The organism is Olsenella profusa (assembly GCF_016900315.1).
GTDB lineage: Bacteria > Actinomycetota > Coriobacteriia > Coriobacteriales > Atopobiaceae > Thermophilibacter > Thermophilibacter profusus_A.
Genome location: NZ_JACSNQ010000002.1, coordinates 83,870 through 104,577, shown reverse-complemented (window position 1 = coordinate 104,577; position 20,708 = coordinate 83,870). Strand labels below are relative to the sequence as shown.

At 69.3% G+C, this 20,708-nt stretch carries 14 protein-coding genes; 9 read left to right on the top strand and 5 right to left on the bottom strand.

Features of this window, described 5'->3' with window-relative positions; all coding sequences use genetic code 11:
* Nucleotides 1-35: 35 nt before the first annotated feature.
* Entirely contained in the window at nt 36-1,490 is a 1,455-nt protein-coding gene (locus H9X80_RS01655; protein ID WP_239471436.1) for a citrate synthase, read from the top strand.
* 131 nt (nt 1,491-1,621) lie between these two features.
* On the opposite strand, the gene H9X80_RS01650 is transcribed toward H9X80_RS01655, so the two are convergent.
* The gene (locus H9X80_RS01650) at nt 1,622-3,865 is read right to left on the bottom strand and encodes a KUP/HAK/KT family potassium transporter (protein ID WP_204792620.1); all 2,244 of its coding nucleotides are present in this window, start codon (nt 3,863-3,865) and stop codon (nt 1,622-1,624) included.
* Nucleotides 3,866-4,038: 173 nt separating this feature from the next.
* On the opposite strand from H9X80_RS01650, the gene H9X80_RS01645 reads away from it, so the two are divergent.
* Nucleotides 4,039-5,595 carry a S10 family serine carboxypeptidase-like protein gene (locus H9X80_RS01645; RefSeq protein ID WP_204792619.1) on the top strand — a complete coding sequence of 519 codons (1,557 nt, stop codon included), beginning with the start codon at nt 4,039-4,041 and terminating at the stop codon, nt 5,593-5,595.
* 136 nt (nt 5,596-5,731) lie between these two features.
* The gene (gene rlmKL / locus H9X80_RS01640; RefSeq protein ID WP_204792618.1) at nt 5,732-8,005 is read left to right on the top strand and encodes a bifunctional 23S rRNA (guanine(2069)-N(7))-methyltransferase RlmK/23S rRNA (guanine(2445)-N(2))-methyltransferase RlmL; all 2,274 of its coding nucleotides are present in this window, start codon (nt 5,732-5,734) and stop codon (nt 8,003-8,005) included.
* Between the two features lie 535 nt (nt 8,006-8,540).
* Here the strand turns inward: rlmKL and H9X80_RS01635 are convergent.
* Nucleotides 8,541-8,840: a hypothetical protein gene (locus H9X80_RS01635; RefSeq protein WP_204792617.1), complete on the bottom strand. Its 300-nt coding sequence runs from the start codon at nt 8,838-8,840 to the stop codon at nt 8,541-8,543.
* 24 nt (nt 8,841-8,864) lie between these two features.
* The gene (locus H9X80_RS01630; RefSeq protein ID WP_204792616.1) at nt 8,865-9,026 is read right to left on the bottom strand and encodes a DUF1648 domain-containing protein; all 162 of its coding nucleotides are present in this window, start codon (nt 9,024-9,026) and stop codon (nt 8,865-8,867) included.
* Between the two features lie 219 nt (nt 9,027-9,245).
* Here H9X80_RS01630 and H9X80_RS01625 point away from each other — a divergent pair, with 219 nt between their 5' ends.
* On the top strand, nt 9,246-10,967 hold the full coding sequence (locus tag H9X80_RS01625) for a phospho-sugar mutase (RefSeq protein WP_204792615.1): 1,722 nt from the start codon (nt 9,246-9,248) through the stop codon (nt 10,965-10,967).
* Between the two features lie 421 nt (nt 10,968-11,388).
* On the opposite strand, the gene H9X80_RS01620 is transcribed toward H9X80_RS01625, so the two are convergent.
* On the bottom strand, nt 11,389-12,477 hold the full coding sequence (locus tag H9X80_RS01620) for a papain-like cysteine protease family protein (protein ID WP_239471435.1): 1,089 nt from the start codon (nt 12,475-12,477) through the stop codon (nt 11,389-11,391).
* Nucleotides 12,478-12,613: 136 nt separating this feature from the next.
* Between H9X80_RS01620 and H9X80_RS01615 the strand changes: the two genes are divergently transcribed.
* Entirely contained in the window at nt 12,614-13,042 is a 429-nt protein-coding gene (locus H9X80_RS01615) for an arginine repressor (protein WP_204792614.1), read from the top strand.
* 295 nt (nt 13,043-13,337) lie between these two features.
* On the opposite strand, the gene H9X80_RS01610 is transcribed toward H9X80_RS01615, so the two are convergent.
* Nucleotides 13,338-15,503 (bottom strand): transglycosylase domain-containing protein, encoded by a 2,166-nt coding sequence (locus H9X80_RS01610; RefSeq protein ID WP_204792613.1) that lies wholly within the window; start codon nt 15,501-15,503, stop codon nt 13,338-13,340.
* A 269-nt stretch (nt 15,504-15,772) separates the two neighbouring features.
* Here H9X80_RS01610 and tyrS point away from each other — a divergent pair, with 269 nt between their 5' ends.
* From tyrS to lgt, 4 genes are read left to right on the top strand one after another with little or no spacing between them, the layout of a single operon-like run.
* Nucleotides 15,773-16,990 carry a tyrosine--tRNA ligase gene (gene tyrS / locus H9X80_RS01605; RefSeq protein ID WP_204792612.1) on the top strand — a complete coding sequence of 406 codons (1,218 nt, stop codon included), beginning with the start codon at nt 15,773-15,775 and terminating at the stop codon, nt 16,988-16,990.
* Nucleotides 16,991-17,031: 41 nt separating this feature from the next.
* A complete protein-coding gene (locus H9X80_RS01600; protein ID WP_204792611.1) occupies nt 17,032-19,581 on the top strand; it encodes a DUF3656 domain-containing U32 family peptidase in 2,550 nt (849 codons plus the stop codon).
* A gap of 52 nt (nt 19,582-19,633) precedes the next feature.
* The gene (locus tag H9X80_RS01595; RefSeq protein ID WP_204792610.1) at nt 19,634-19,870 is read left to right on the top strand and encodes a NifU family protein; all 237 of its coding nucleotides are present in this window, start codon (nt 19,634-19,636) and stop codon (nt 19,868-19,870) included.
* Nucleotides 19,871-19,886: 16 nt separating this feature from the next.
* Complete coding sequence (gene lgt, locus H9X80_RS01590) at nt 19,887-20,702, top strand: prolipoprotein diacylglyceryl transferase (RefSeq protein WP_204792609.1); 816 nt, start codon at nt 19,887-19,889, stop codon at nt 20,700-20,702.
* Nucleotides 20,703-20,708 lie beyond the last annotated feature (6 nt).

Below are 20,708 nucleotides of genomic sequence, written 5' to 3'. Positions count from 1 at the left end.
TCGATCGGCCGGGCGCCGGCCGGAGGAGGGAGCCCATGATTCGTATGCCCAAGGGGGGCGGCAGGCCGATCCTGACCCCGCGCGAGACCCCCGCCTTCCAGCACGTTGCGGACGCCTACCCCATGCCGTCGGTGGGGCTGGGGCTTCCCCCCGTCTCGGACGGGCTCTACCACGGCTACGAGGATGTGGACGTGGTCCCGGCCGAGCTCTACGCCAAGTACGACGTCAAGCGCGGCCTGCGCAACGCCGACGGCTCGGGCGTGCTCGTGGGCCTCACCACCATCTCGGACGTCCACGGCTACGTCAAGACCGAGCGCGGCGTGGAGCCGGACGAGGGTCGGCTGGTCTACCGTGGCTACGGCGTGGACCAGCTCATCGACGCCTCCCAGGGCGAGGACCGCTTTGGCTACGAGGAGGTCGCCTACCTGCTGATCTCCGGCAAGCTGCCCACGCGCGCGGAGCTCGACGACTTCCGCGCCCGCATCGACGCACGCAAGCAGCTGCCCGAGGGCTACTTCGGCATCTTCCCGCGTGCCACCTACAGCCACAACATCATGAACGTGCTGCAGCGCGCGACGCTGCTGCTCTACGCCTTCGACCCCACGCCGGACGATACCTCGCCCACGCACGAGGTCGACGTGGCGCTCTCCCTGCTCGGCCGCTGGCCGCGCACAGCGGCCGTGGCCCACGCGGCCCACGCGGCGGAGCAGAAGGAGGAGCGCCTCCTGGTGCCACCGGTGCGCGAGGGCTACTCGATGGCCGAGACCGTGCTCGACGTCCTGCGCTCCGACGAAGGCTTCACGCACGAGGAGGCCATGCTGCTGGACGTCATGCTCGTCCTGCACGCCGAGCACGGCGGCGGCAACAACTCCACGTTCACCACGCGCGTGCTCTCGTCCTCCGGCACGGACGCCTACTCGGCCTACGCGGCGGCCATCGGCTCGCTCAAGGGGCCCAAGCACGGCGGCGCCAACTTCAAGGTCAGCGGCATGATCGACGACGTGGCGGCCCACGTGCGCCGCTGGGACAACGACGACGAGCTTGCCGGCTACCTGGAGAAGATCGTCCGCAAGGAGGCCTTCGACAAGAGCGGCCTCATCTACGGCCTGGGACACGCGGTCTACACGCTCTCCGACCCGCGCGCGCAGATCGTCAAGAAGTACGCCCGGAAGGTGGCCGCCGAGAAGGGCCAGGAGGAGCGGCTCGCCCTGATCGAGGGCATCGAGCGCCTGGGCCCGCAGGTCATGCGCGACGTCAAGGGCGGCTCCAAGCCCATCTGCGCCAACATCGACCTCTACACGGGCTTCGTCTACTCGATGCTCGGCATCTCGCCTGACCTCTACACGGCCATCTTCGCGATGGCGCGCCTGGCCGGCTGGACGGCCCACCGGATGGAGGAGCTCTACGGTGCGGGACGCATCATCCGGCCCGCCTACAACTCCGTGATGCCGCACACCGGCGCGCCCTACGTGCCGATCGCGGAGCGGTAGGGCAGGCCTGGCCGCTTCAGGGCCGTCCCCACTGCCGTGGACGTCTCGTAAAAAAGCGCCCGGCGAGAAGAACTCTCGAAGGTTCTTCTCGCCGGGCGCTGTGATTTGGGCGCATCCGAGTGGCGGGGTGCCTACTCCTGCGGGCTCTCCTCGCCCTCGTCCTCTTCGTCCTCGACGCGCAGGGGGCGGAACACCGCCGTGTCGCCGCCGATGATGCCCTTGACGTCCTCGACGTTGTGCTCCCACTCGTCCTTCATCGTGACGCTGAAGATGTCGTCATCGTCGTCGTTGCCGTCCGCGGCGGTCGCGTTGGCGGCAGCGAGCTGCGGGGCCACTTCCTTGAGCGGCACGCGGACGAGCTTGTGCTGGCGCTTGGTCTTGGAGAACAGGGGCACGTACTCGTAGATGACGCTCGAGTTTTCCAGGCCGTACCAGCGTGCGGGCGAGCCGGCGGCGCCGCGGATGAGGTACTTGAGCTCCATGCAGCGCTGGTCGAAGCCGGAGATGTCGGTCTCCGGGGAGAGCGTCTTGCGGATGAGGCAGAAGCGGAAGTCGCCCACGCTGCTTTGCTCGCGGTAGATCGAGTACTTGTGGTTCTGCGGCGCGATCTGGCGGTTCTCCACGAGGTCCGCCACGATCTGGTAGAGGTAGGTGTTGATGCGCTGGTTCACGCGGAAGCCCAGCCGCAGCTGCACCTTGAAGATGAAGTCCGTGTCAAAGTTGTTGACGATGAACTCGTGGGTGTTGGGCTCGTCAGTCACCTGGACGTTCAGGAAGTAGTACGCCTTGGCGCGCTTGGGGCGCTTGTCCAGGATCGAGTAGAGGATGTCGCGGTCCAGCTTGTCGAAGGACGAGTCGTTGGTCAGGAAGACCAGGTTGTCGGCCAGCAGCGGATAGGACTCGTCGTGGCTGAGGTCGAAGAGCTGGTCCAAGTACTCCTTGACCGGTAGGTAGACCGTCTGGGTGCGCTCGACGGCGGTGCCGCGGCGCCACACGTACATCACCACGAAGATGGCGAAGCTCATGATCACGGTGACGTAGCCGCCGTGGAAGAACTTGGTGAGGCTGGAGAAGAAGAACATGAGCTCGATGGCCCCGAAGAACACGGCGAACGGCGCCGCGAGCGCGCTCTTGTGGCGCACGCGCGAGAGGTAGACCGTGAGCAGGATGGTGGTCATGAGCATGGTGACCGTGATGGCCAGGCCGTAGGCGGCCTCCATGTGCACGGAGGTCTGGAACAGCAGGACCACGCCGATGCAGCCGACCCACATGATGGTGTTGACCAGCGGGATGTAGATCTGGCCCTTGGTCTCGGAGGGGTAGTTGATGCGCATGTGCGGCATGAGGTCCAGGCGCACCGCCTCGGAGACGATGGAGTAGGACCCGGTGATGAGGGCCTGGGAGGCGATGATCGCCGCGAAGGTGGAGAGCAGGACGGCGAAGATGCGCGCCTGCTCGGGCAGCATCTGGAAGAAGGGGTTGAGGTCGGCGATGGCGCCGAGCCCGGCGTCGCCGTGGTTGGAGATGATCCAGGCGCCCTGGCCGAGGTAGTTGAGGATGAGGCAGACCTTCACGAACGGCCAGCTGGCGTAGATGTTCTTCTTGCCCACGTGGCCCATGTCGGAGTAGAGGGCCTCGGCGCCGGTGGTGCAGAGGAAGACGTTGCCGAGCACCATGAGGCCGGCCGCGTTGAGGTTGCCGCTGAAGAGGAACTGCACGCCGCGCACCGGGTTGAGGGCGCGGAAGACCTCGAGGTCGGCGCCGATGTTCATGAGGCCCGCCCCGCCGAGGAACAAAAACCACAAGGTCATGACCGGGCCGAACGCCTTGCCGATGCGCGAGGTGCCCGCCTTCTGCACGAAGAACAGCACGCACAGGATGCAGATGACTATGACCACGACCACGCTCTGGTTGTCCCCGATGACGGCGTGGATGAAGTCGACCGTGCGCAGGCCCTCGATGGCGGTGGTGATGGTGACCGCCGGCGTGAGGATGCCGTCGGCCAGAAGGGCGGCGCCGCCGATCATGGCCGGTATGATGAGCCACTTGCCGCAGCGCTTGACGAGGCTGTAGAGGGCGAAGATGCCGCCCTCGTTGTGGTTGTCCGCCTTCATGGCCACGAGCACGTACTTGACCGTGGTGATGAGGGTGAGGGTCCAGATGATCAGCGAGAGCGCCCCGAGCACCACGTCCTGGGACATGGTGGCAAGGCCGCCGTTTCCGGCGATGATGGCCTTGAGGGTGTACATGGGGCTCGTGCCGATGTCTCCGTACACGACGCCCAGGGTGACGAGGATCATACCCGCGGAAAGGGGGATGCCGGCGCTCTTTGCCCTGCGGGGCTTGCGCGCCAGCGACGTGGCCTGCGGTACCATGACGCTCCAAACTAGACGGCTACAGGTATGGCCTTGCGGCCCGCGCGCCGCCCGGGGGCCGCGCGCGGCCGAGGGTGCAGAACGGGCCCGCCCATCGGCCTGATGCCTCAATGTAACACTTTTGTTCGCGTGTAGAATGTGCGGTAGGTCAGTCGAGGGAAAGGAAGAGACAGGTGGCAGAGGAAGAGAAGGTTTCCGCAGGCAGCCAGAGCGCCCCGACGCAGGCCGGCGCCCCGGCCCAGGGCAACCCGGCGCCCACGGCCCAGACCAAGCCGTTTGCGACCGTGCCTGCCGATCGCGCCAAGGAGGTCCCCGAGCCCGCTTCCGCGCGCCTTACATGGACCGACGGCGAGAAGACCCTCCAGTACGAGGCCCGCGCCGCCCACCTGGACGTGCGCGACGACAACGGCGTGCTGCTCGGCCGGATGTTCTCGCTCTCCTACGTGGTGGTGGACGCCGAGGGCAGGCCGGACCCGGCACGTCCGGTGACCTTTGCCTACAACGGCGGCCCGGGCTCGAGCTCGGTGCCCATCAACTTCGGCGGCATCGGCCCGCGTCGCGTAACCACCGACGGCGTGAGCCACGTGCGCGCCGACGCGCCGGTGGTGGACAACCCGCACACGCTGCTGCCTGACTCCGACGTGGTGTTTCTCGACGCCCTGGGCACCGGCTGGTCCGTGCTCGCCGACGACGCCGACCCCAAGAAGATCTTCAGCACCGACGGTGACGCCGACGCCTTCGCGCGGGCCATCTGCGCGTGGCTCACGGAGAGGGGCCGCTGGTCGAGCCCGCTCTACCTCTACGGCGAGTCCTACGGCACGGTGCGCAACTCCGTGCTGATGCGCCTTCTGGGCGAGCGCGGCGTGCAGCTCACGGGCGTGGTCATGCTCTCGGCGGTGTTCAACATCGCGGGGCTGATCTGCCCCGGCGAGGACTCCTACTACCTGGGGATGCTGCCGGTTTACGCCGCCACGGCCCAATTCTTCGGCAAGGCGGGCGCGGGCGTTGACGAGGACGAGTGGTTCGACCGTGCCATGGCCTTCACCGAGGACGAGCTCGCGCCGGCGCTCCTGCGCGGCGACCGCCTGGGCGAGGAGCGCGAGCGCGCGGTGGCCGAGGGGATGTCCGGCCTCATCGGGCTTCCCGCCGAGCACATCCTGGCGCACCACCTGCGCATCGACCTTCTCGACTTCCGCACGCACCTGCTCGCGGACGGGGGCCGGGTCTGCGGCCGCCTGGACACGCGCTTTGCCGCCGATGCCCCCTCGCCGATGCAGAGCTACGACATGTGGGTGGCCGGCGAGGACGCGGCCGACGACGCGCTCGAGGGCGCGTGGGTGCGGGAGTTCCGCCGCTTCTGCGCCGACGAGCTGGGCTACGAGGGCCCGGCGCGCTACCTCTCCAACAACTACGACAAGGTCAACGCCGGCTGGAACTGGTCGCACGAGGAGCCCGGCCTCGGCGAGGTCCCCGCACCCAACGTGGCGCTCGACATCGCCGTGGCGCTGCGTCGCAACCCCACCTGCAAGCTCGCGATCATCGGCGGGCGCTACGACGCGGCCACCACGTGGTGGAACGTCGTGCGCGACATGAGCTGCCAGTTCCTCTCCGAGCGCCTCAAGGAGCGCGTGAGCTGGTACCGCTACGGGTGCGGCCACATGGCCTACGTGGACGAGCCCACACTCGCCGCCATGGGGCGCGACATGCACGAGTTCTACCAGAAGCGCTAGGGTTTGCGGGCCGCGGCCGGTCCTTGGCGAGAAGGACGGGCGAGGCCCGGGCTGCGGCCGGGGCTGCCCGCCGGCGAGAAGAGCCTGCGCTCGGCTAGAATGACGGAGCTGGTATCGACGGGCGAGAGGTGACCCGATGGAGTTTGTGGCGACGTGCCCCAAGGGCTTCGAGCGACTGCTGGCCGACGAGCTGATCGAGCTGGGGACGCCCCAGGTGCGGCCGCTGGCCGGCCAGGTGGCGTTTGGCGGCGAGCTTACGGACGCGTACCGGGCGTGCCTGTGGTCGCGCCTGGCCTCGCGCGTGCTGCTGGTGCTGGCCCGCGTGGACGCGCACGACGCCGACGCGCTCTATGAGGGCGTCCACGCGCTGCCGTGGGAGGACCACCTCGCGCCCGGGGCGACCTTCGTGGTGGACGCCCACGGCACCAACGCCCAGCTCAGAAACACGCAGTTCCTGGCCCTGCGCACCAAGGACGCCGTGGTGGACCGCGTGTCCGCGGCCCGCGGCGCCCGGCCCCTCGTGGACACGGCCCGCGCGGACGTGACCGTCTCCGTCCGCCTCTCCGGCCAGCGCGCCACGGTCTCCATCGACCTAGCGGGCGAGCCGCTCTTCCGTCGCGGCTACGACTCGCGCACGGACGCGCGCGTGGTCCCGCTGCGCCCGGACTACGCGGCGGCGCTCCTGGCCGCCGGCGGCTGGGGGCGCGTGGCCCGGCGCGGGGACGCCGTGCTCGCGGCGCTCTGGGCGGGGCAGGGCAGCGTCCTCGTGGAGGCCGCCGAGACGGTGCTCGACCACGCGCCGGGGCTGCTCCGCTCCCGCTGGGGGTTTGCCGGCTGGGCCGGGCACGACGCCCCCGCCTGGCAGCGGCTCCTGGACGAGGCCGACGCCCGCTCCGAGGCCGGCTCCGCAACAACCGAGAAGAACCCCTGCTCGCTACTCGTCGCGGACGCCCGTCCCGGGGCGGCCGCCGCGTGCCGCCAGGCGCTCCGGGCCGCGGGCCTTCCCGTGGAGCCACGCCTTGTCTCGGCGGCGGAGGCCGCCGACGGCGCCCGCGCCGCCTCCTCGGCGCTCGTGGCCTGCGACCTCACCTGGGTCCGCGAGGGCGCGCTCGCGAGCGAGGCCGCGGCCCTGGCGGACCTCTCGGGCTGCGCGGGGCTGCGCGTGGCCGCCCTTGCGCGCGACGCCTCCGTCGACGCGGCCCTGCGCGCCGAGCCCGTGCAGGTGAGCGAGGTCATCGTCGGGCGCGACGCGGCGAGCATCCGCGTGTTTGCGGCGCGCGACGAGGTGGAGCCCCCGGCCACGGTCGAGCTTCCCGGCGGCGAGCGCGTGAGCGTGCTCGTGCCGGCCTCTGACCAGTTCGCGCGCCGCCTCGCCAAGGTGGCCAAGCTGCGCGCCAAGTGGGCGCGGCGCGAGGACGTGACCTGCTACCGCGTCTATGATGCCGACCTTCCGGACTACGCCGTGGCGATCGAGCTCTTCGAGGGCTCCGAGACCCCGGGCCGCTGGCTTTCGGTCTCCGAGTACGCCGCCCCGCGCGACGTGGACCCCGAGCTCGCGCACCGCCGCCTGCTCGACGTGCTGGCCATCGCCCCGCGCGTGCTGGGCGTGGCGCCCGCGGACGTGAGCGTGCGCGTGCGGACGCGCTCCCGCGGCGGCTCGCAGTACGCCGACGAGGCGCGTGCGCCCGAGCGGGGCGCGCGCCGCGGGCATGACGGGCGCCGTGGTCCTTCTCGCCGGCGGGAGGAGGGGCGCGTGGAGCTGCCGGCCGGCTCGCACCTCGTGGACGAGGGCGGCCTCACCTTCGAGGTCAACTTCGACACCCGCCACGACTGCGGGATCTTCCTGGACCACCGCGAGACCCGCTCGCGCATCCGGGAGATGATGAAGGAGACGCGCGGCTCCAAGCGCTTCCTCAACCTCTTTGCCTACACGGGCACGGCCACGGTCTACGCGGCCGACGGCGGAGCCAGGCACACCACCACGGTGGACCTCTCGCGGCCCTCGCTGGAGTGGGCGCGTCGCAACATGGCCCGAAACGGCTTCACGGGCCCGGAGCACGAGTACGTGCAGGCTGACGTGCTGGCCTGGGTGAGCGAGCAGCGCCACACCAGGAACCGCTGGGACCTCGTCTTCTGCGACGTGCCGACGTTCTCCAACTCGGCGCGCATGCGCAAGGCCTCCTTCGACGTGCAGCGCGACCACGCCGAGCTCATCATTGGCGTCTCGCGGCTGCTCGTGCGCGGCGGCCGGGCGATTTTCTCGTGCAACCTGCGCAGCTTCAAGCCGGACACGGACAAGCTCGCGCGCGCGGGCGTGGCGCTCGAGGACATCACGGCCGAGACCATCCCCGAGGACTTCTCGCGTAGCCCCAAGATCCACCACGCCTACGTCGTGACCCGCGTCTCGTGACCTGTGGGCCGGCCGTGCGGGCGCGGGCACGGGCGCGCCTGGCGAGAAGAACCGCGCGGCGCCCTGTTGCGCTACCAGCCAGCCGCACTTACAAAATCGAGGCAGATGCTCGGCCGGGCGGCGTGGGCGCTTACAAAAGCGCGGGAGGCGCAGCTGTCAGGTTCTTCTCGCTTACGAAAGCGCGGCTGTTGCGGCGGCATGGTTCTTCTCGCTTACGAAAGCGCGGCTGTTGCGTGCGTGGACGTCCTTCTCGCTTTGAAAACGCGGGTCGTTGCGCGCGGGCCTCGCGCGTCCAGCGCAACGGTCCCGATTTTGTAAGCGCAGAGCGGGCTTTGACCTGCAACGAGCGCGCATTCGTAAGCACGGCCGTGGCCATCCCCGCAATACCCGCGAATCCGTAAGCGGCTATCCGCCCGTTGCCTGCAACAGTCGCGAATCCGTAAGCGGCAGCTCGTCCGCACGCTGCGTCGCCCGTAAAATCGAAAGCGCTCGCCGAGGGGCGCCCGCCGCCCGCCGCCGACCGACGCCCGCCCGTCTACCACTCGCCCTTGCGCAGGCGCGCCGGAAAGTCCCCGAGGACGCACAGGAGCGCTATCTCCACGATCGCCACTATGACGGGCAGCACCGCCATGGCCCATGACCCGAGCCAGCCGAGCGCCACGCCCAGCTGGGCCGCGCTGACCGTGGCGGCCGGGGCCAGGATGGCATGGGGGACAAACCAGAGCACGGCGGCGTCCCTGTCTCGGGCGAGCACGTCGCGCGCCGCCCGTCCGGAGCGGGCCGCGAGGACGCCCAGCGCCGCCGCGGCAACAAGCATGCCGGCCAGGCAGATCACCGGGATGACCCAGAGCTCAAGGCGCTAGCCCCATCGGTCGGGCTCGAGGCTCACGCCCCAGTGCGCGGGCACCGTCTCCGGGACGCTCGGCCACGCCACGGCGAGAAGAACCGTGGGCCCGACGCCGATCACACAGGTCAGAGCCACCCAGACGGTCGTGACAAGCCGCTGAGACCTCTCGCTCATGGCTGCTCCCTCCGCAGGTCCCGTTGCCTGCGCCCATGGTATACCTGCGCCCCACCCCGTGCCGTCACGGTGTCTCGTGCCCCGGTCGCCGCCTGTCGGCATCCGTCCGCGTAGAGTCGGGCCTGCCCGCTGGCGCGCGGGGCTAGAATCATTGAGGACGTGTGTATGTTGGCGCGGCGTGGCCGCTGCGCCCTGATTTGAAGATGGGGGAACACGCACATGGATGCAAGCATCGAGGCCAAGGTCAAGAACTGGCAGGAAAACGTCCGCGAGGACGACCTTGCCGCCGAGCTTGCCGAGCTCGTGAAGCCCGGCAACGAGGACAAGCTCTTTGACGCCTTCTATCGCGACCTCGCCTTCGGCACCGCGGGACTTCGCGGCACGCTCGGCGTGGGCACCAACCGCATGAACGTCTACGTGGTGGCCCAGGCCACCCAGGGCGTGGCGGACTACCTCAACGCCCACTACGACAACCCCACCCTGGCGCTGGCGCGTGACTCCCGCAACAAGGGCGAGGACTTCCAGAAGGTGGCCGCCGGCGTGCTTGCGGCCAACGGCGTCCACGTCTACGTGTACCCGCGCATCGAGCCCGTGCCCACGCTCTCCTTTGCGGTCCGCTACCTGCACACCTCCGCGGGCATCGTGCTGACGGCGTCCCACAACCCCGCCGTCTACAACGGCTACAAGGTCTACAACGACAACGGTGGCCAGATCACCGACGAGGCGGCCGCGGAGATCTCGGCCAACATCGAGGCGGCCGACCCGTTCAACGTCAAGATGATGAGCTTCGAGGAGGGCCTGGAGAAGGGCCTCATCGAGTGGACCCCCGAGGAGGTTCTCGACAGCTTCATCGAGAACATCAAGAAGGTCTCCGTCCCGGGCTTCAAGGCCTCCGACGACTACTCCGTGGTCTACACCCCGCTCAACGGCACCGGCATGGAGTGCGTGACCCGCATCCTCAAGGAGATCGGCGTCGAGAACGTGACCGTGGTCCCCGAGCAGGCCAACCCCGACGGCAACTTCCCCACCTGCACCTACCCCAACCCCGAGTTCCGCGAGGCGCTTGAGCTGGCCCTGAAGCTCGCCGAGGAGGTCAAGCCCAACCTCGTGGTGGCCACCGACCCCGACGCCGACCGCATGGGCACCGCCATCCCGCACGACGGCGACTACGTGCTGCTCACCGGCAACGAGATGGGCGTGCTGCTCATGAACTGGCTCGCCACGATGGCCGCCGACCGCGGCGAGGACGTGAGCCGCAAGGTGGCCGTGTCCACGATCGTCTCCAGCTCCATGCCCGACGCCCTCGCGCGCGACTGGGGCTTCGAGATGCGCCGCGTGCTCACCGGCTTCAAGTACATCGGCGACCAGATCGACCAGCTCAAGGACGAGGGCGAGGAGGACCGCTTCCTCATGGGCTTCGAGGAGTCCTACGGCTACCTGGTGGGCACGCACGCCCGCGACAAGGACGCCATCGTCGCCACGATGCTCTGCGTCGAGATGGCGAGCTACTATGCCGAGCGCGGCATGGACCTCTACGAGGCCATGGACTCCCTCTACCAGAAGTACGGCTACTACCTCAACGGCACGGTCAACGCCGCCTTCCCGGGCGCGGCGGGCGCCGACAGGATGGCCGCGATCATGGACGGCCTGCGCAAGAACCCGCCGACCGAGATCGCCGGCTACAAGGTCGTCGGCATGACCGACTACGCCACGAGCCCCGAGATGCCGCGCGTCTCCGGCCTGCAGAAGGAGCCCGCGCAGACCCTGCCGCACGCCAACGTCATCGAGTTCCGTCTTGAGGACGACAACAAGGTTATCTTCCGCCCGTCCGGCACCGAGCCCAAGGTCAAGGCCTACCTTTTCTCCAAGGGCGCCACGCGCGCGGAGTCCGAGGCCGTCCGCGACAAGCTCAAGGCCGCGAGCGAGCAGATTCTGTCGTAGGCGAGCCAACGGAGGCTGCTGATTGGCGCCCCGCCCCCTGCCGTTCCCGGACTGCCGGGAGGGCGAGGACGGGGCGCCCCTCTGTGCGGGGGTACCGTGCCCCGCGGCCGTCCCGCCGAGGGTACGTACACTCGCTTCTAGGGTACGTACACTGCTGCTGTCCTAGCGTTCTTCTCGCCACCTCGTCTACCTGCGAAAACGCTGAGCATCTTGGCGAGAAGGACGTGGGGGAGTGTACGTACCCTAAGCGAGGCAGGTACGTACCCCTCAGGACGGGCGCCCTGCTGTTGGGCGGGGGCGCCTGCCCGCCGGTCACGCGGCCGCGCGGAAGCTCGCCAAAGAAGAAGCTCGTCAAAGAAGCCGGGGAGCTGCTGCGCTCCCCGGCGGCAGAACCGAGCCGATTTCGCCGAGTGCCGAGTGCCTACTCGCCGCCCCCCGCGTTCCCGGCGGAGATGACGTAGATGGTCGTCGTGAACGTTGAGAGGTTGGCGGGGTCCCAGGCGTGCGAGCTGGCCTCGGGAGAGGTCGGGTCGTGCACCGTGACGGAGCCGTCGTCGTTTTCCCCGGTGACGATCACCCAGTGCGCCTCGTCGGTCAGCGTGCCTGCGGAGACCTCCAAGAGCACGTAGGTGCCGGTGTCGAGCGCCTGCGTGAGGTTGTCGGCGTTGGAGGTGGTCGAGGTGCAGCTCAGGCCGAGCTCGCCAAGGGACTCGTTGGTGAGGTAGTCCCCGGACATGCCGGACCCCTCGCTTGTCTGACCTGCGTCAGTTACGAGCTGTGCGATGTCGGCAGGCGTCCGGTCGCCCTGACCGGTGATCGCCATATAGGCCATCGAGAGCGCGGTGGGCCCGGAGCCCGTGAGCGCAAGCGGGCGTCCCGCGTAGTCGACGCCGCCCCAGCGGCTGTCCCAGCAGTAGAGCTCGGGGACGGTCCCGGCGCTCACGGAGTCCTCGTAGGCCTGGGCGGTCTTGTCCGAGTCTGGGTAGGCCGCTACGAAGTCGATGGCGTCGGGCTGGGCAAGCGCCAGCTCGAGCAGGCCCTGGTCGGCGTACTGGTTTGCGTTGGCGGCAATCTGCGCGAGCTTCTCGCCGCGGTTGAGCTCGGAGGCAAACTCGCGCGTGAGGTCCTCGGGGACGCCGGCGGCGACACGGGCGTCAACAGGGTTGGTCTCGCCGCTGTTCTGGTCCGCCGAGCAGCCGCGCACGCAGCTGGATATGCCCACGATTACCAGGATTAGGAGCACCACGGCGATGGCCGCAAGGATGACCAGGCGCCAGTTGTCTGTGCGTCGCGCCCGTCCGCTCTGGAAGTTGATGTTACGCGCCTTGAGGGGGTAGCCAGGTCCCCGAGAGTCGCGTCCGCCGCCGAGGTTGCGCTGCCTGATGCCCCGCGGCCCGTGGTAGGAACCCTGCGGGGAGATGGGGCGCGAGCCACGCGACGAGCGCTGGCGCCTGGAGCCGTTGCCGCGCCCGCCCGAGCGAAGGCCACCGTCGCGATCGCTGTAGGTCATAGTGTCCTCCGTGCATCACACAATCGATAGAGTCCTTATCGCATAATACGGCAGCGAAGAAGCAGGCTGCCAAGTTCCCAACGGTATAATCGGGGAGCGGTAACCATAAAAACCTGTAAAACCCGGAGGGGCGTGGATGAGGCGCAGAAACAGCCGCCAGGACGCTATCAGGCAGATCGTACGTGAGGGGTCCGTCAAGACGCAGCGCGCCCTCGTCGACGAGCTGCGGGCGCTTGGCTACTCCTGCACGCAGGCCACCGTCTCCCGTGACGTGGCGGACATGGGGCTTACCAAGCTCCCCGACGGCGTGTACGTGCTCGCCGAGGACCAGCACCTCCAGCGGATGCTCGGGGAGTTCGTGGTGGGCGTGGCGCGTGCAGAAAACCTCGTGGTGGTGCGGACGCAGCCTGGGACGGCGTCCGGCGTGGCGGCCGCCATCGACGACGCGGGCCTGCCCCACGTGCTCGGCTCGGTGGCCGGAAACGACACGGTGCTCGTCATCGTGGACGCCTCCGAGGCTGCCGCCACGCTGCAGCGGCTCATTTCCAAGCTGTCCGGTCGTTAGACGGCGCGCCGTCGTCCGGCGAGAGGGGCGACCGATGGGCGAGAAGGACCGTCGCCCGGCGAGGGGGGACGGCGGAGCTGGCCGAAGGCTCGGCGACGTCTGGTGAGGGGCCTGACGGCGGTGGCGTGCCCGTGCCCAGCCTTCTGACGTTCGGGGCCCGCCTCCGGCATGAGGAGGCCCCGGGCCATATGGCCCGGGGCCTCAAGCGGCTTGCGGTTGGTTCTCCGTCCTGCCTTCGCCTGCATCCGCTCGGTGGCGATTGGCGCTCGCAGCCTCTTCTTGGCCGCCTGTCCCGTCAGTCGCCTTCCTCGGGCTCGGTGGGCAGGTGCGGCACCGTGGGCGTGGTGGGCTCCGTGGGCGTCGTCGGCACCGTGGGCGGGGTCGGAGTGGTGGGCGTCGTCGGCTCCGTGGGCGTGGTGGGCGTCTCCTGCGACGTCTCCTCTTCGGTGGTCTCCGAGTCGTCCTGGTCCTCGTCTGAGGTGTCGGTCCAGCCGGAGGAGTTCACGCTCGAGGCCGTGCCCACGAAGGTCCACGAGTCGTTGGGCTTGTAGGTGGCCTCGTGGTCGGAGGTGGGGAACTCGCCGCGCGGCTCGCCCTCCAGGGCCTTGTTCATGTACTCGGTCCAGATGGGCTGGGCGGTGTTGGAGGTGGAGGCGTAGGAGCCCCAGATGAAGACGGCCTCGTTGGAGTCGCGCTTGCCCACCCACACCGTGGTGGTGAGCTGCGGGGTGAAGCCGCAGAACCAGAGGTTGTCGGCCTCGTCGGAGGTGCCGGTCTTGCCGGCCACCGGCTGGTTGGCGGTGAAGTTGGCGGCCACGTAGTTGGTGGTGTAGCCGGCGCGGACGACGCCCTCCAGAACCTCGGTGAGGTCCTCGATGATGGCCGAGTCAACGACCTGCTCGGCATCGTCGGCGTGCTCGTAGACCACGTTGCCGTTGCGGTCCTCGATGCGGGAGATGGCCACGGGGTTGCGGTGGACGCCGCCCGAGGCGATGGTGGAGTAGGCCTCGCACATCTCCAGCGGGGTGACGCCCGAGGCGCCGAGCACGGAGGCGGGCACGGGCTCGATCGGGGAGTCGATGCCCACGAGGGCCGCGGTCTCTACGAGCTTGTCCACGCCGATGGCCTCGATGACCTGGCCGTAGGCGGTGTTGGAGGAGAGCTCGGTGGCGCGGGCCAGCGTGATGATGCCGTACTGGTTGTTGTTGAAGTTCGCGACAGGCCAGGCGGGAGTAATCTGCATGGGCGAGCGGCAGTCAAGGCGCACCGTGGGGCTCATGCCGTCCATCATCGCGGCCAGCAGCGTGAACGTCTTGAAGCTCGAGCCCGCCTGCCTCTGGGCGGTGGCCATGTTGACCTGGCTCTGGCCCGCCTCCAAGTCCGTTCCGTAGTTCTGGCCGCCCACCATGGCCACGATGTAGCCGTTGGAGTTGTCGATGGAGACGAGCGCCGCGCTCACGTCCGGGTCCCCGATGGCCTCGATGCGGCTGGCCGCGGCCTCTTCGGCGATCTGCTGCTTCTGGGGATCGAGCGTGGTGTAGACCCTGAGGCCGCCCTGCTGGATGATGTCCGCGGAGAAGTCCTGGAGCAGCAGGTTGTGGACGTAGTCGGTGAAGAAGGGGTAGGTGCTCGTTGAGTCGGTGAGCTGCCCGGGGTTGAGCGGGATCTCCTCCGCGCAGGTGGCGTCGTACTCCTCCTGCGTGATGGTGCCCGCCGTGAGCATGCGTTGCAGGACCACGTTGCGGCGGCTCTTGCAGCTGTCATAGTTGGCCAAGGGGTCGTAGAGCGTCGGCGAGTTGGGGATGCCCACGAGCGTGGCCGCCTCGTTCAGCGTGAGGTCGCTCGCGTGCTTGTTGAAGTAGGTGATGCTCGCCGCCTCGATGCCGTAGGCCCCGTTGCCGTAGAAGATGGTGTTGAGGTACATGTTGAGGATTTGGTCTTTGGTGTAGGTCTTCTCCATCTGGATGGCGATGTAGGCCTCGCGGACCTTGCGGCGCAGCGTGTTCTCGAACTGCTCGTCGGAGAGGACGGTGTTTCTCACGAGCTGCTGGGTGATCGTGGAGCCGCCCTCGGAGCCGCCCGTCAGCTGGACCATCACGGCGCGCAGGATGCCCTCGAGGTCGACGCCGTTGTGCTGGTAGAAGCGGGCATCCTCGGTGTCGACGGTGCCCTGCTTGACGTAGTCGGAGATCTCGTCAAGGCCCACGGAGCGACGGTTCTGCAGGTAGTAGGCCACGATTTCGTTGCCGTCCGCGTCGTAGACGCGCGTGGGCTCGGCCACGAGGAAGGCGTCGGCCGAGGTGTAGTCCGGCAGGTCCTCGAGCCATGTCGAGACCACCCCGCCCAGAGACAGCGCAAGCGTCACGGCGAGCAGTGCGATGAAGCCGAAGAAGCCGGCGATGCCAAAGCCCACGAAGTGGGTCTTAGAGTGCGTGCGAGCCCTGCGGGTCCTGATCCCCATGTAAGCCCTCCTGTCCAGGGAGCATCCGTCCACAGTCAAACAACATTATAGAGGGAGCGGGCGCGCGGCTGCCTGTGCGGCGTCATCCGCGTGGTGAGTCCGTGGACGGCCGTTGCGAGAAGAGCCTGCGATGAGGGAGGTTCTTCTCGCCGGGAGGGGCAAAAGGAGGTTCTGTCCTGCCTTTTTTGGGTTCCTGCGGTATGCTAAAAAGTCATGCAGCCGCCTTGAGGGCGGCTTGGACACGCGAAGAGACTATGGAGGAGAGATCGGTGCTGCCAGTTGACGAACAGCTCAAGGTGATCACGTCGGGGACTATGCAGATCGTGCCGCTTGACGAGCTCAGGAAGAAGCTCGAGAAGGGCACGCCCCTCAACATCAAGCTGGGCGTCGACCCCACCTCGCCCGACCTGCACCTCGGCCACGCCGTGCCGCTGCGCAAGATGCGCCAGTTCCAGGACCTCGGCCACAACGTGACGCTCATCATCGGCAACGGCACCGCGCTGATCGGCGACCCGTCCGGCCGTGACTCCACCCGCCCGCCGCTCACCGAGGAGCAGGTGGAGGCCAACGCCAAGACCTACGTCGAGCAGGCCATGAAGGTGCTCGACCCGGAGCGCACCACCATCGTCCACAACGGCGACTGGCTGAAGGGGCTCAACCTCGCCGAGATGCTCAAGCTCATGAGCAAGTTCAACGTGGCCCGCATTCTCGAGCGCGAGGACTTCCACAACCGCTACACCGAGGGCAAGTCCATCGCCCTGCACGAGTTCATCTACCCGGTGCTGCAGGCCTACGACTCCGTGGTCGTGAAGGCCGACCTCGAGATGGGCGGCAACGACCAGATCTTCAACCTGCTGGCCGGCCGCGACCTCATGCGCGCGATGGACATGGAGCCGCAGGTGGCCCTCACGATGCCGCTTCTGGTGGGCACCGACGGCCACAAGAAGATGTCCAAGAGCTACGGCAACTACATCGGCCTCACCGACGAGCCGGCCGACATGTTCGGCAAGGTGATGTCGATCACCGACGAGCTGGTGCCGCTCTACTGGCGTCTGTGCTCCACCGCTTCCATCGAGAAGATCGACGCGATCGATGCCGCGTTTGCCGACGGCACCGCCGACCCCTACCAACTCAAGCGCGAGCTGGGCGTCAACATCGTGGACCTCTACCACGGCGCGGGCGCGGGCGAGGCCGCGATGGCCGCCTTCGATGCGCAGTTCAAGCGCTCCGAGGTGCCCGAGGACGTGCCGGAGTTCCCGGCGAGCGTGGTTGAGGTCAACGACGAGGGCAAGGTCTACCTGGGCAAGCTGCTCGTGGAGGTGGGCATCGCCCAGTCCGCGGGCGAGGCGAGGCGCCTCGTCGACGGCGGCGGCGTCAAGATTGATGGCAAGGCCGTGCCGGCCAAGTGCTACAACGTGGACCCGGCGCTGCTCGGAGCGGGCACGGTGCTGCAGTCCGGCAAGCGCCGCTGGGCGCGTCTGGTGTAGGCTCCGTGACAAGAAGGACCACGTTTCTAGAGGCTCACGGCGTGCCGGAGCTGCTGGCGCCCGCCGGCGGCCCCGACCCGTTCAACGCCGCCCTCGCGGCCGGCGCCGACGCCATCTACTGCGGCCTCGGCAACGACTTCAACGCCCGCCGCGGCGCGCGCAACTTCGACGACGAGTCGTTCCAGGCGGCGTGCCGGCGCGCGCACCTGGCGGGCGCGCGCGTCTACGTGACCGTGAACGTGGCCGTGTCCACCGAGGAGATGCCCCGCGTGCTCTCCCTGGTGCGTCGAGCGTGGCTGCTGGGCGCCGACGCCTTCATCATCCAGGACTGGGGGCTGCTCGCGGAGGTGCGCCGAACCTGGTCGCAGATCGAGGTGCACGTCTCCACGCAGGCAAACGTCCACGACGCACGCGGCGTGGCCTGGTGCCGTGACGTCTGGGGCGTGGACCGCGTGACGCTCTCGCGCGAGCTCTCCCTGGAGGAGATCAGGCGGATCTCCCGGGAGGGCGTGGAGCTTGAGTGCTTCGGTCACGGGGCGCTCTGCTTCTGCTACTCAGGCGTGTGCCTCATGAGCTCGATGGCCGGGGGCCGCTCGGCCAACCGCGGCCTCTGCGCGCAGCCGTGCCGCCTGCCCTACGACCTCGTGGACGAGGACGGCCGGGTGATGGAGATCCCGGGCGTGGCCACGCAGGGCATGCCCGAGACGAACCGCGGGGTGGGCGGCACGCGGCTGCTCTGCCCCAAGGACTACTGCACCGTCGACCACCTCGCCGAGATGCGCGACGCCGGCGTGGGCTCCCTCAAGGTGGAGGGCCGCATGAAGGCGCCCGACTACGTGTTCAGCGTGGTGAGCGCCTACCGCGGCGCGCTCGACGCGCTGGCTGCCGGGACGGACGACGCGGCCGCCGACGCCTCGCGCCACCGCAGGCTCAAGCGCGCCTTCAACCGCGATTTTACGGACAGCTACCTCTGGGGCCGCTCCGGCAACGAGATGATGAGCTACGAGCGCTCCAACAACCGCGGCGAGCTCGTGGGCGAGGTCGTCTCCTCGCGGGCGCTCGAGGACATCCTCGTGCGCCGCGGAGGCGGCAACGGCGGTCGCGAGCGGATGCGCCGCCGCTCCCGGGCCGACGTCGACGTGCGGCTCAGCGCCCCGGTGGGCGCGGGCGACCTGCTGGAGATCCGCCCCGTGGATGATCCCACGCAGTTCCTGACCGCGCCGGCCCCCGTCGACGCCGCGGCGGGGGAGACCATCACCTGCCGCACGGCGCGCGAGATGCCGGCCGGCTCGCTCGTGCGCGTGATCCGCTCGCAGCGGGCGCTCGACGAGGCGGCGCGCGTGGCGGACAAGGACGTGGTGCGCCGCCGGGCGGTGGACGTGCGCGTGACGGCGCGTCTGGGGTCCCCGTTTGCGGTGGAGCTGACCTGCGTCGACGGCGCCGCCTCGGCGCGCGCCGAGGGCTTCGTGGTGGAGTCCGCGCGCACGAGGGCGGTGAGCCCCGAAGACCTGGTGGAGCACGTCGGCCGCATGGGCCAGAGCCCCTTTGAGCCCGTGAGCTGGGACGTCCGGCTTGACGAGGGCTGCGGGATGGCCTTCTCTGCGGTGCACAAGGTGCGCGCGGAGGCGTGCCGGCTCCTGGAGGAGGCTCTGCTCGCGGACTACGCGGCGCGCCCCGAGGGCCTGGCGGAGGTGCCGGGCGCGGGCGAGCTGCCCGGGGGCGGCGCGCCTGACGCGGCCGGCGCTGCGTCGATCGGTGCCCCCGCCGCTGTTGTGGACGCCCCCGCAGCCGCCCCCGCCGTCGAGGTGTGCGTGCTCGCCGCCACGCCGGAGGCCGCCGAGGCGGCCCGCGAGGCCGGCGCCACGCGCGTCTACGCCGCCACGGACGACCTCGCGCACGGCTCGTGGCCGGAGGGCACGGTCCCCTGGCTGGACGAGGTCTGCCGCGAGGGCGACCACGCGCGCCTGGACCGATGGGTGCGCCCCGGCGAGCCCTGTGCCGTGGGCAACGTCTCCGAGCTCGCCCTCGCCGCCGCGCGCGGCGCCCGCCCGGAGGTCCGCTCCTGCGTCCCGGTGCACAACACGTCCTGCCTCGCCGCGCTCGAGGACGCCGGCGCCGCGGGCGTCTGGCTCTCCGCCGAGCTCACCCTCGAGGAGGTCTGCGCCCTCGCCCGCGCCGCGCGCGTGCCGGTGGGCCTTGCCGTGCTCGGCCGCGAGCGCGTGATGACGAGCGAGCACTGCGTCCTGCAGGCGCTTGGCCGCTGCGTCAACGACTGCCCCCGCTGCGAGCTGCGCCGCCGCCGGCTCTCCCTGCGCGACATTGACGGCAACCTCCTGCCCGTCCGCACTGACGAGCAGGGCCGCTCCCGCATCTGGGCGGCCCACCCTCTCGACGCGACGCCCCAGACGGGCGAGCTCCTTGCCGCCGGCGTTTCTCGCCTGCTCGTGGACGCGCAGCTCATGAGCGTCTCCGAGACCCGCTTTGCCGTGGACCGCGCCGTGCGCGCCGTGGCGGCCGCCCGCTCGGGGCACCGGCCCGCGCCGCGCATGCGGGGCGCCACCTCCGGCCATCTTTTCATGGGCATCGGATAGCCGGGAGGGTAACATGTCTCTCGAGACAAGACGACCCCGGAAAGGAACTCACATGGCCGTTGATCGCGAACTTCTCGAGGCAACCATAGACGTCATCCGCCAGAGCCTGCAGGCCGACGGCGGCGACGTGGCCCTCATCGACTGCACCGACGACGGCGTGGTCACCCTGGAGATGCAGGGCGCCTGCGCCGGCTGCCCGCTCTCCAGCATGGACATGTCCGAGGGCATCGAGCGCATCCTGCGCGAGCACGTCCCCGGCGTGACGCGCGTCCAGCCCGCCGCGTTCTAGCGCAGGCGAGAAGAACGTGCTCCTGAACGATCTCTACCACGCGCTCGACCCGGTGGCCTTCACGCTGGGCCCCTTCTCCGTGCGCTGGTACGGCATTGCCTACCTGCTGGGGTTCATCTGCGCGGGCGTGGTGATGTGGCGCACCCAGCGGCGCTGGAAGCTCGGGCTTACCGCAGACGACGTCTTCTCCGTCGTAATCGGCGTGGTGTTTGGCATCATCATCGGCGCGCGCCTCTTCTACGTGATCTTCTACGGCGCGGGCTACTACCTCGAGCACCCGCTGGAGATCGTGGCCACCTGGGACGGCGGCATGAGCTTCCACGGGGGGCTCGTGGGCGCCATCGTGGGCGGGTCGCTCGTGTGCCGCCACTACGGCATCTCCATCCCCACGGTCTGCGACCTCGGGGTGATCGGCGCGCCGCTCGGCCTCTTCTTCGGCCGCTGCGCCAACTTCGTGAACGGCGAGCTCTGGGGCAAGGAGACCGACCTGCCCTGGGGCGTCATGTTCGAGACGGGCGGGCCGGTCTTCCGCCACCCCTCCCAGCTCTACGAGGCCGTGCTCGAGGGGCTCCTGATCTTCGCGGTGCTCTACGTGTTGTCGCGCCGCGTGCCCCCGCGCCCGCAGGGCACCTTCATGGGCGCCTTCCTGACGCTCTACGGCGTCTTCCGCTTCCTGGTGGAGTTCGTCCGCGTGCCGGACGCCCAGCTCGGCTACCTCTTCGGGCCCATCACGATGGGCCAGCTCCTGAGCCTGCCGCTCGTAGTGGCGGGCGTGGCTCTGCTCGTGGCGGCGCATCGGATGGCGCGTCCGCAGGTCGGCTACGTGCGGTAGCGCGCG

What these genes read in the sequence shown, in the direction of transcription:
- H9X80_RS01610 (WP_204792613.1), bottom strand. Translation starts at nt 15,503, where the DNA reads ATGGGGATCAGGACCCGCAGGGCTCGCACGCACTCTAAGACCCACTTC.
- H9X80_RS01650 (WP_204792620.1), bottom strand. Translation starts at nt 3,865, where the DNA reads ATGGTACCGCAGGCCACGTCGCTGGCGCGCAAGCCCCGCAGGGCAAAG.
- H9X80_RS01595 (WP_204792610.1), top strand. Translation starts at nt 19,634, where the DNA reads ATGGCCGTTGATCGCGAACTTCTCGAGGCAACCATAGACGTCATCCGC.
- H9X80_RS01625 (WP_204792615.1), top strand. Translation starts at nt 9,246, where the DNA reads ATGGATGCAAGCATCGAGGCCAAGGTCAAGAACTGGCAGGAAAACGTC.
- H9X80_RS01655 (WP_239471436.1), top strand. Translation starts at nt 36, where the DNA reads ATGATTCGTATGCCCAAGGGGGGCGGCAGGCCGATCCTGACCCCGCGC.
- rlmKL (WP_204792618.1), top strand. Translation starts at nt 5,732, where the DNA reads ATGGAGTTTGTGGCGACGTGCCCCAAGGGCTTCGAGCGACTGCTGGCC.
- H9X80_RS01615 (WP_204792614.1), top strand. Translation starts at nt 12,614, where the DNA reads ATGAGGCGCAGAAACAGCCGCCAGGACGCTATCAGGCAGATCGTACGT.
- H9X80_RS01630 (WP_204792616.1), bottom strand. Translation starts at nt 9,026, where the DNA reads ATGAGCGAGAGGTCTCAGCGGCTTGTCACGACCGTCTGGGTGGCTCTG.
- H9X80_RS01620 (WP_239471435.1), bottom strand. Translation starts at nt 12,477, where the DNA reads ATGACCTACAGCGATCGCGACGGTGGCCTTCGCTCGGGCGGGCGCGGC.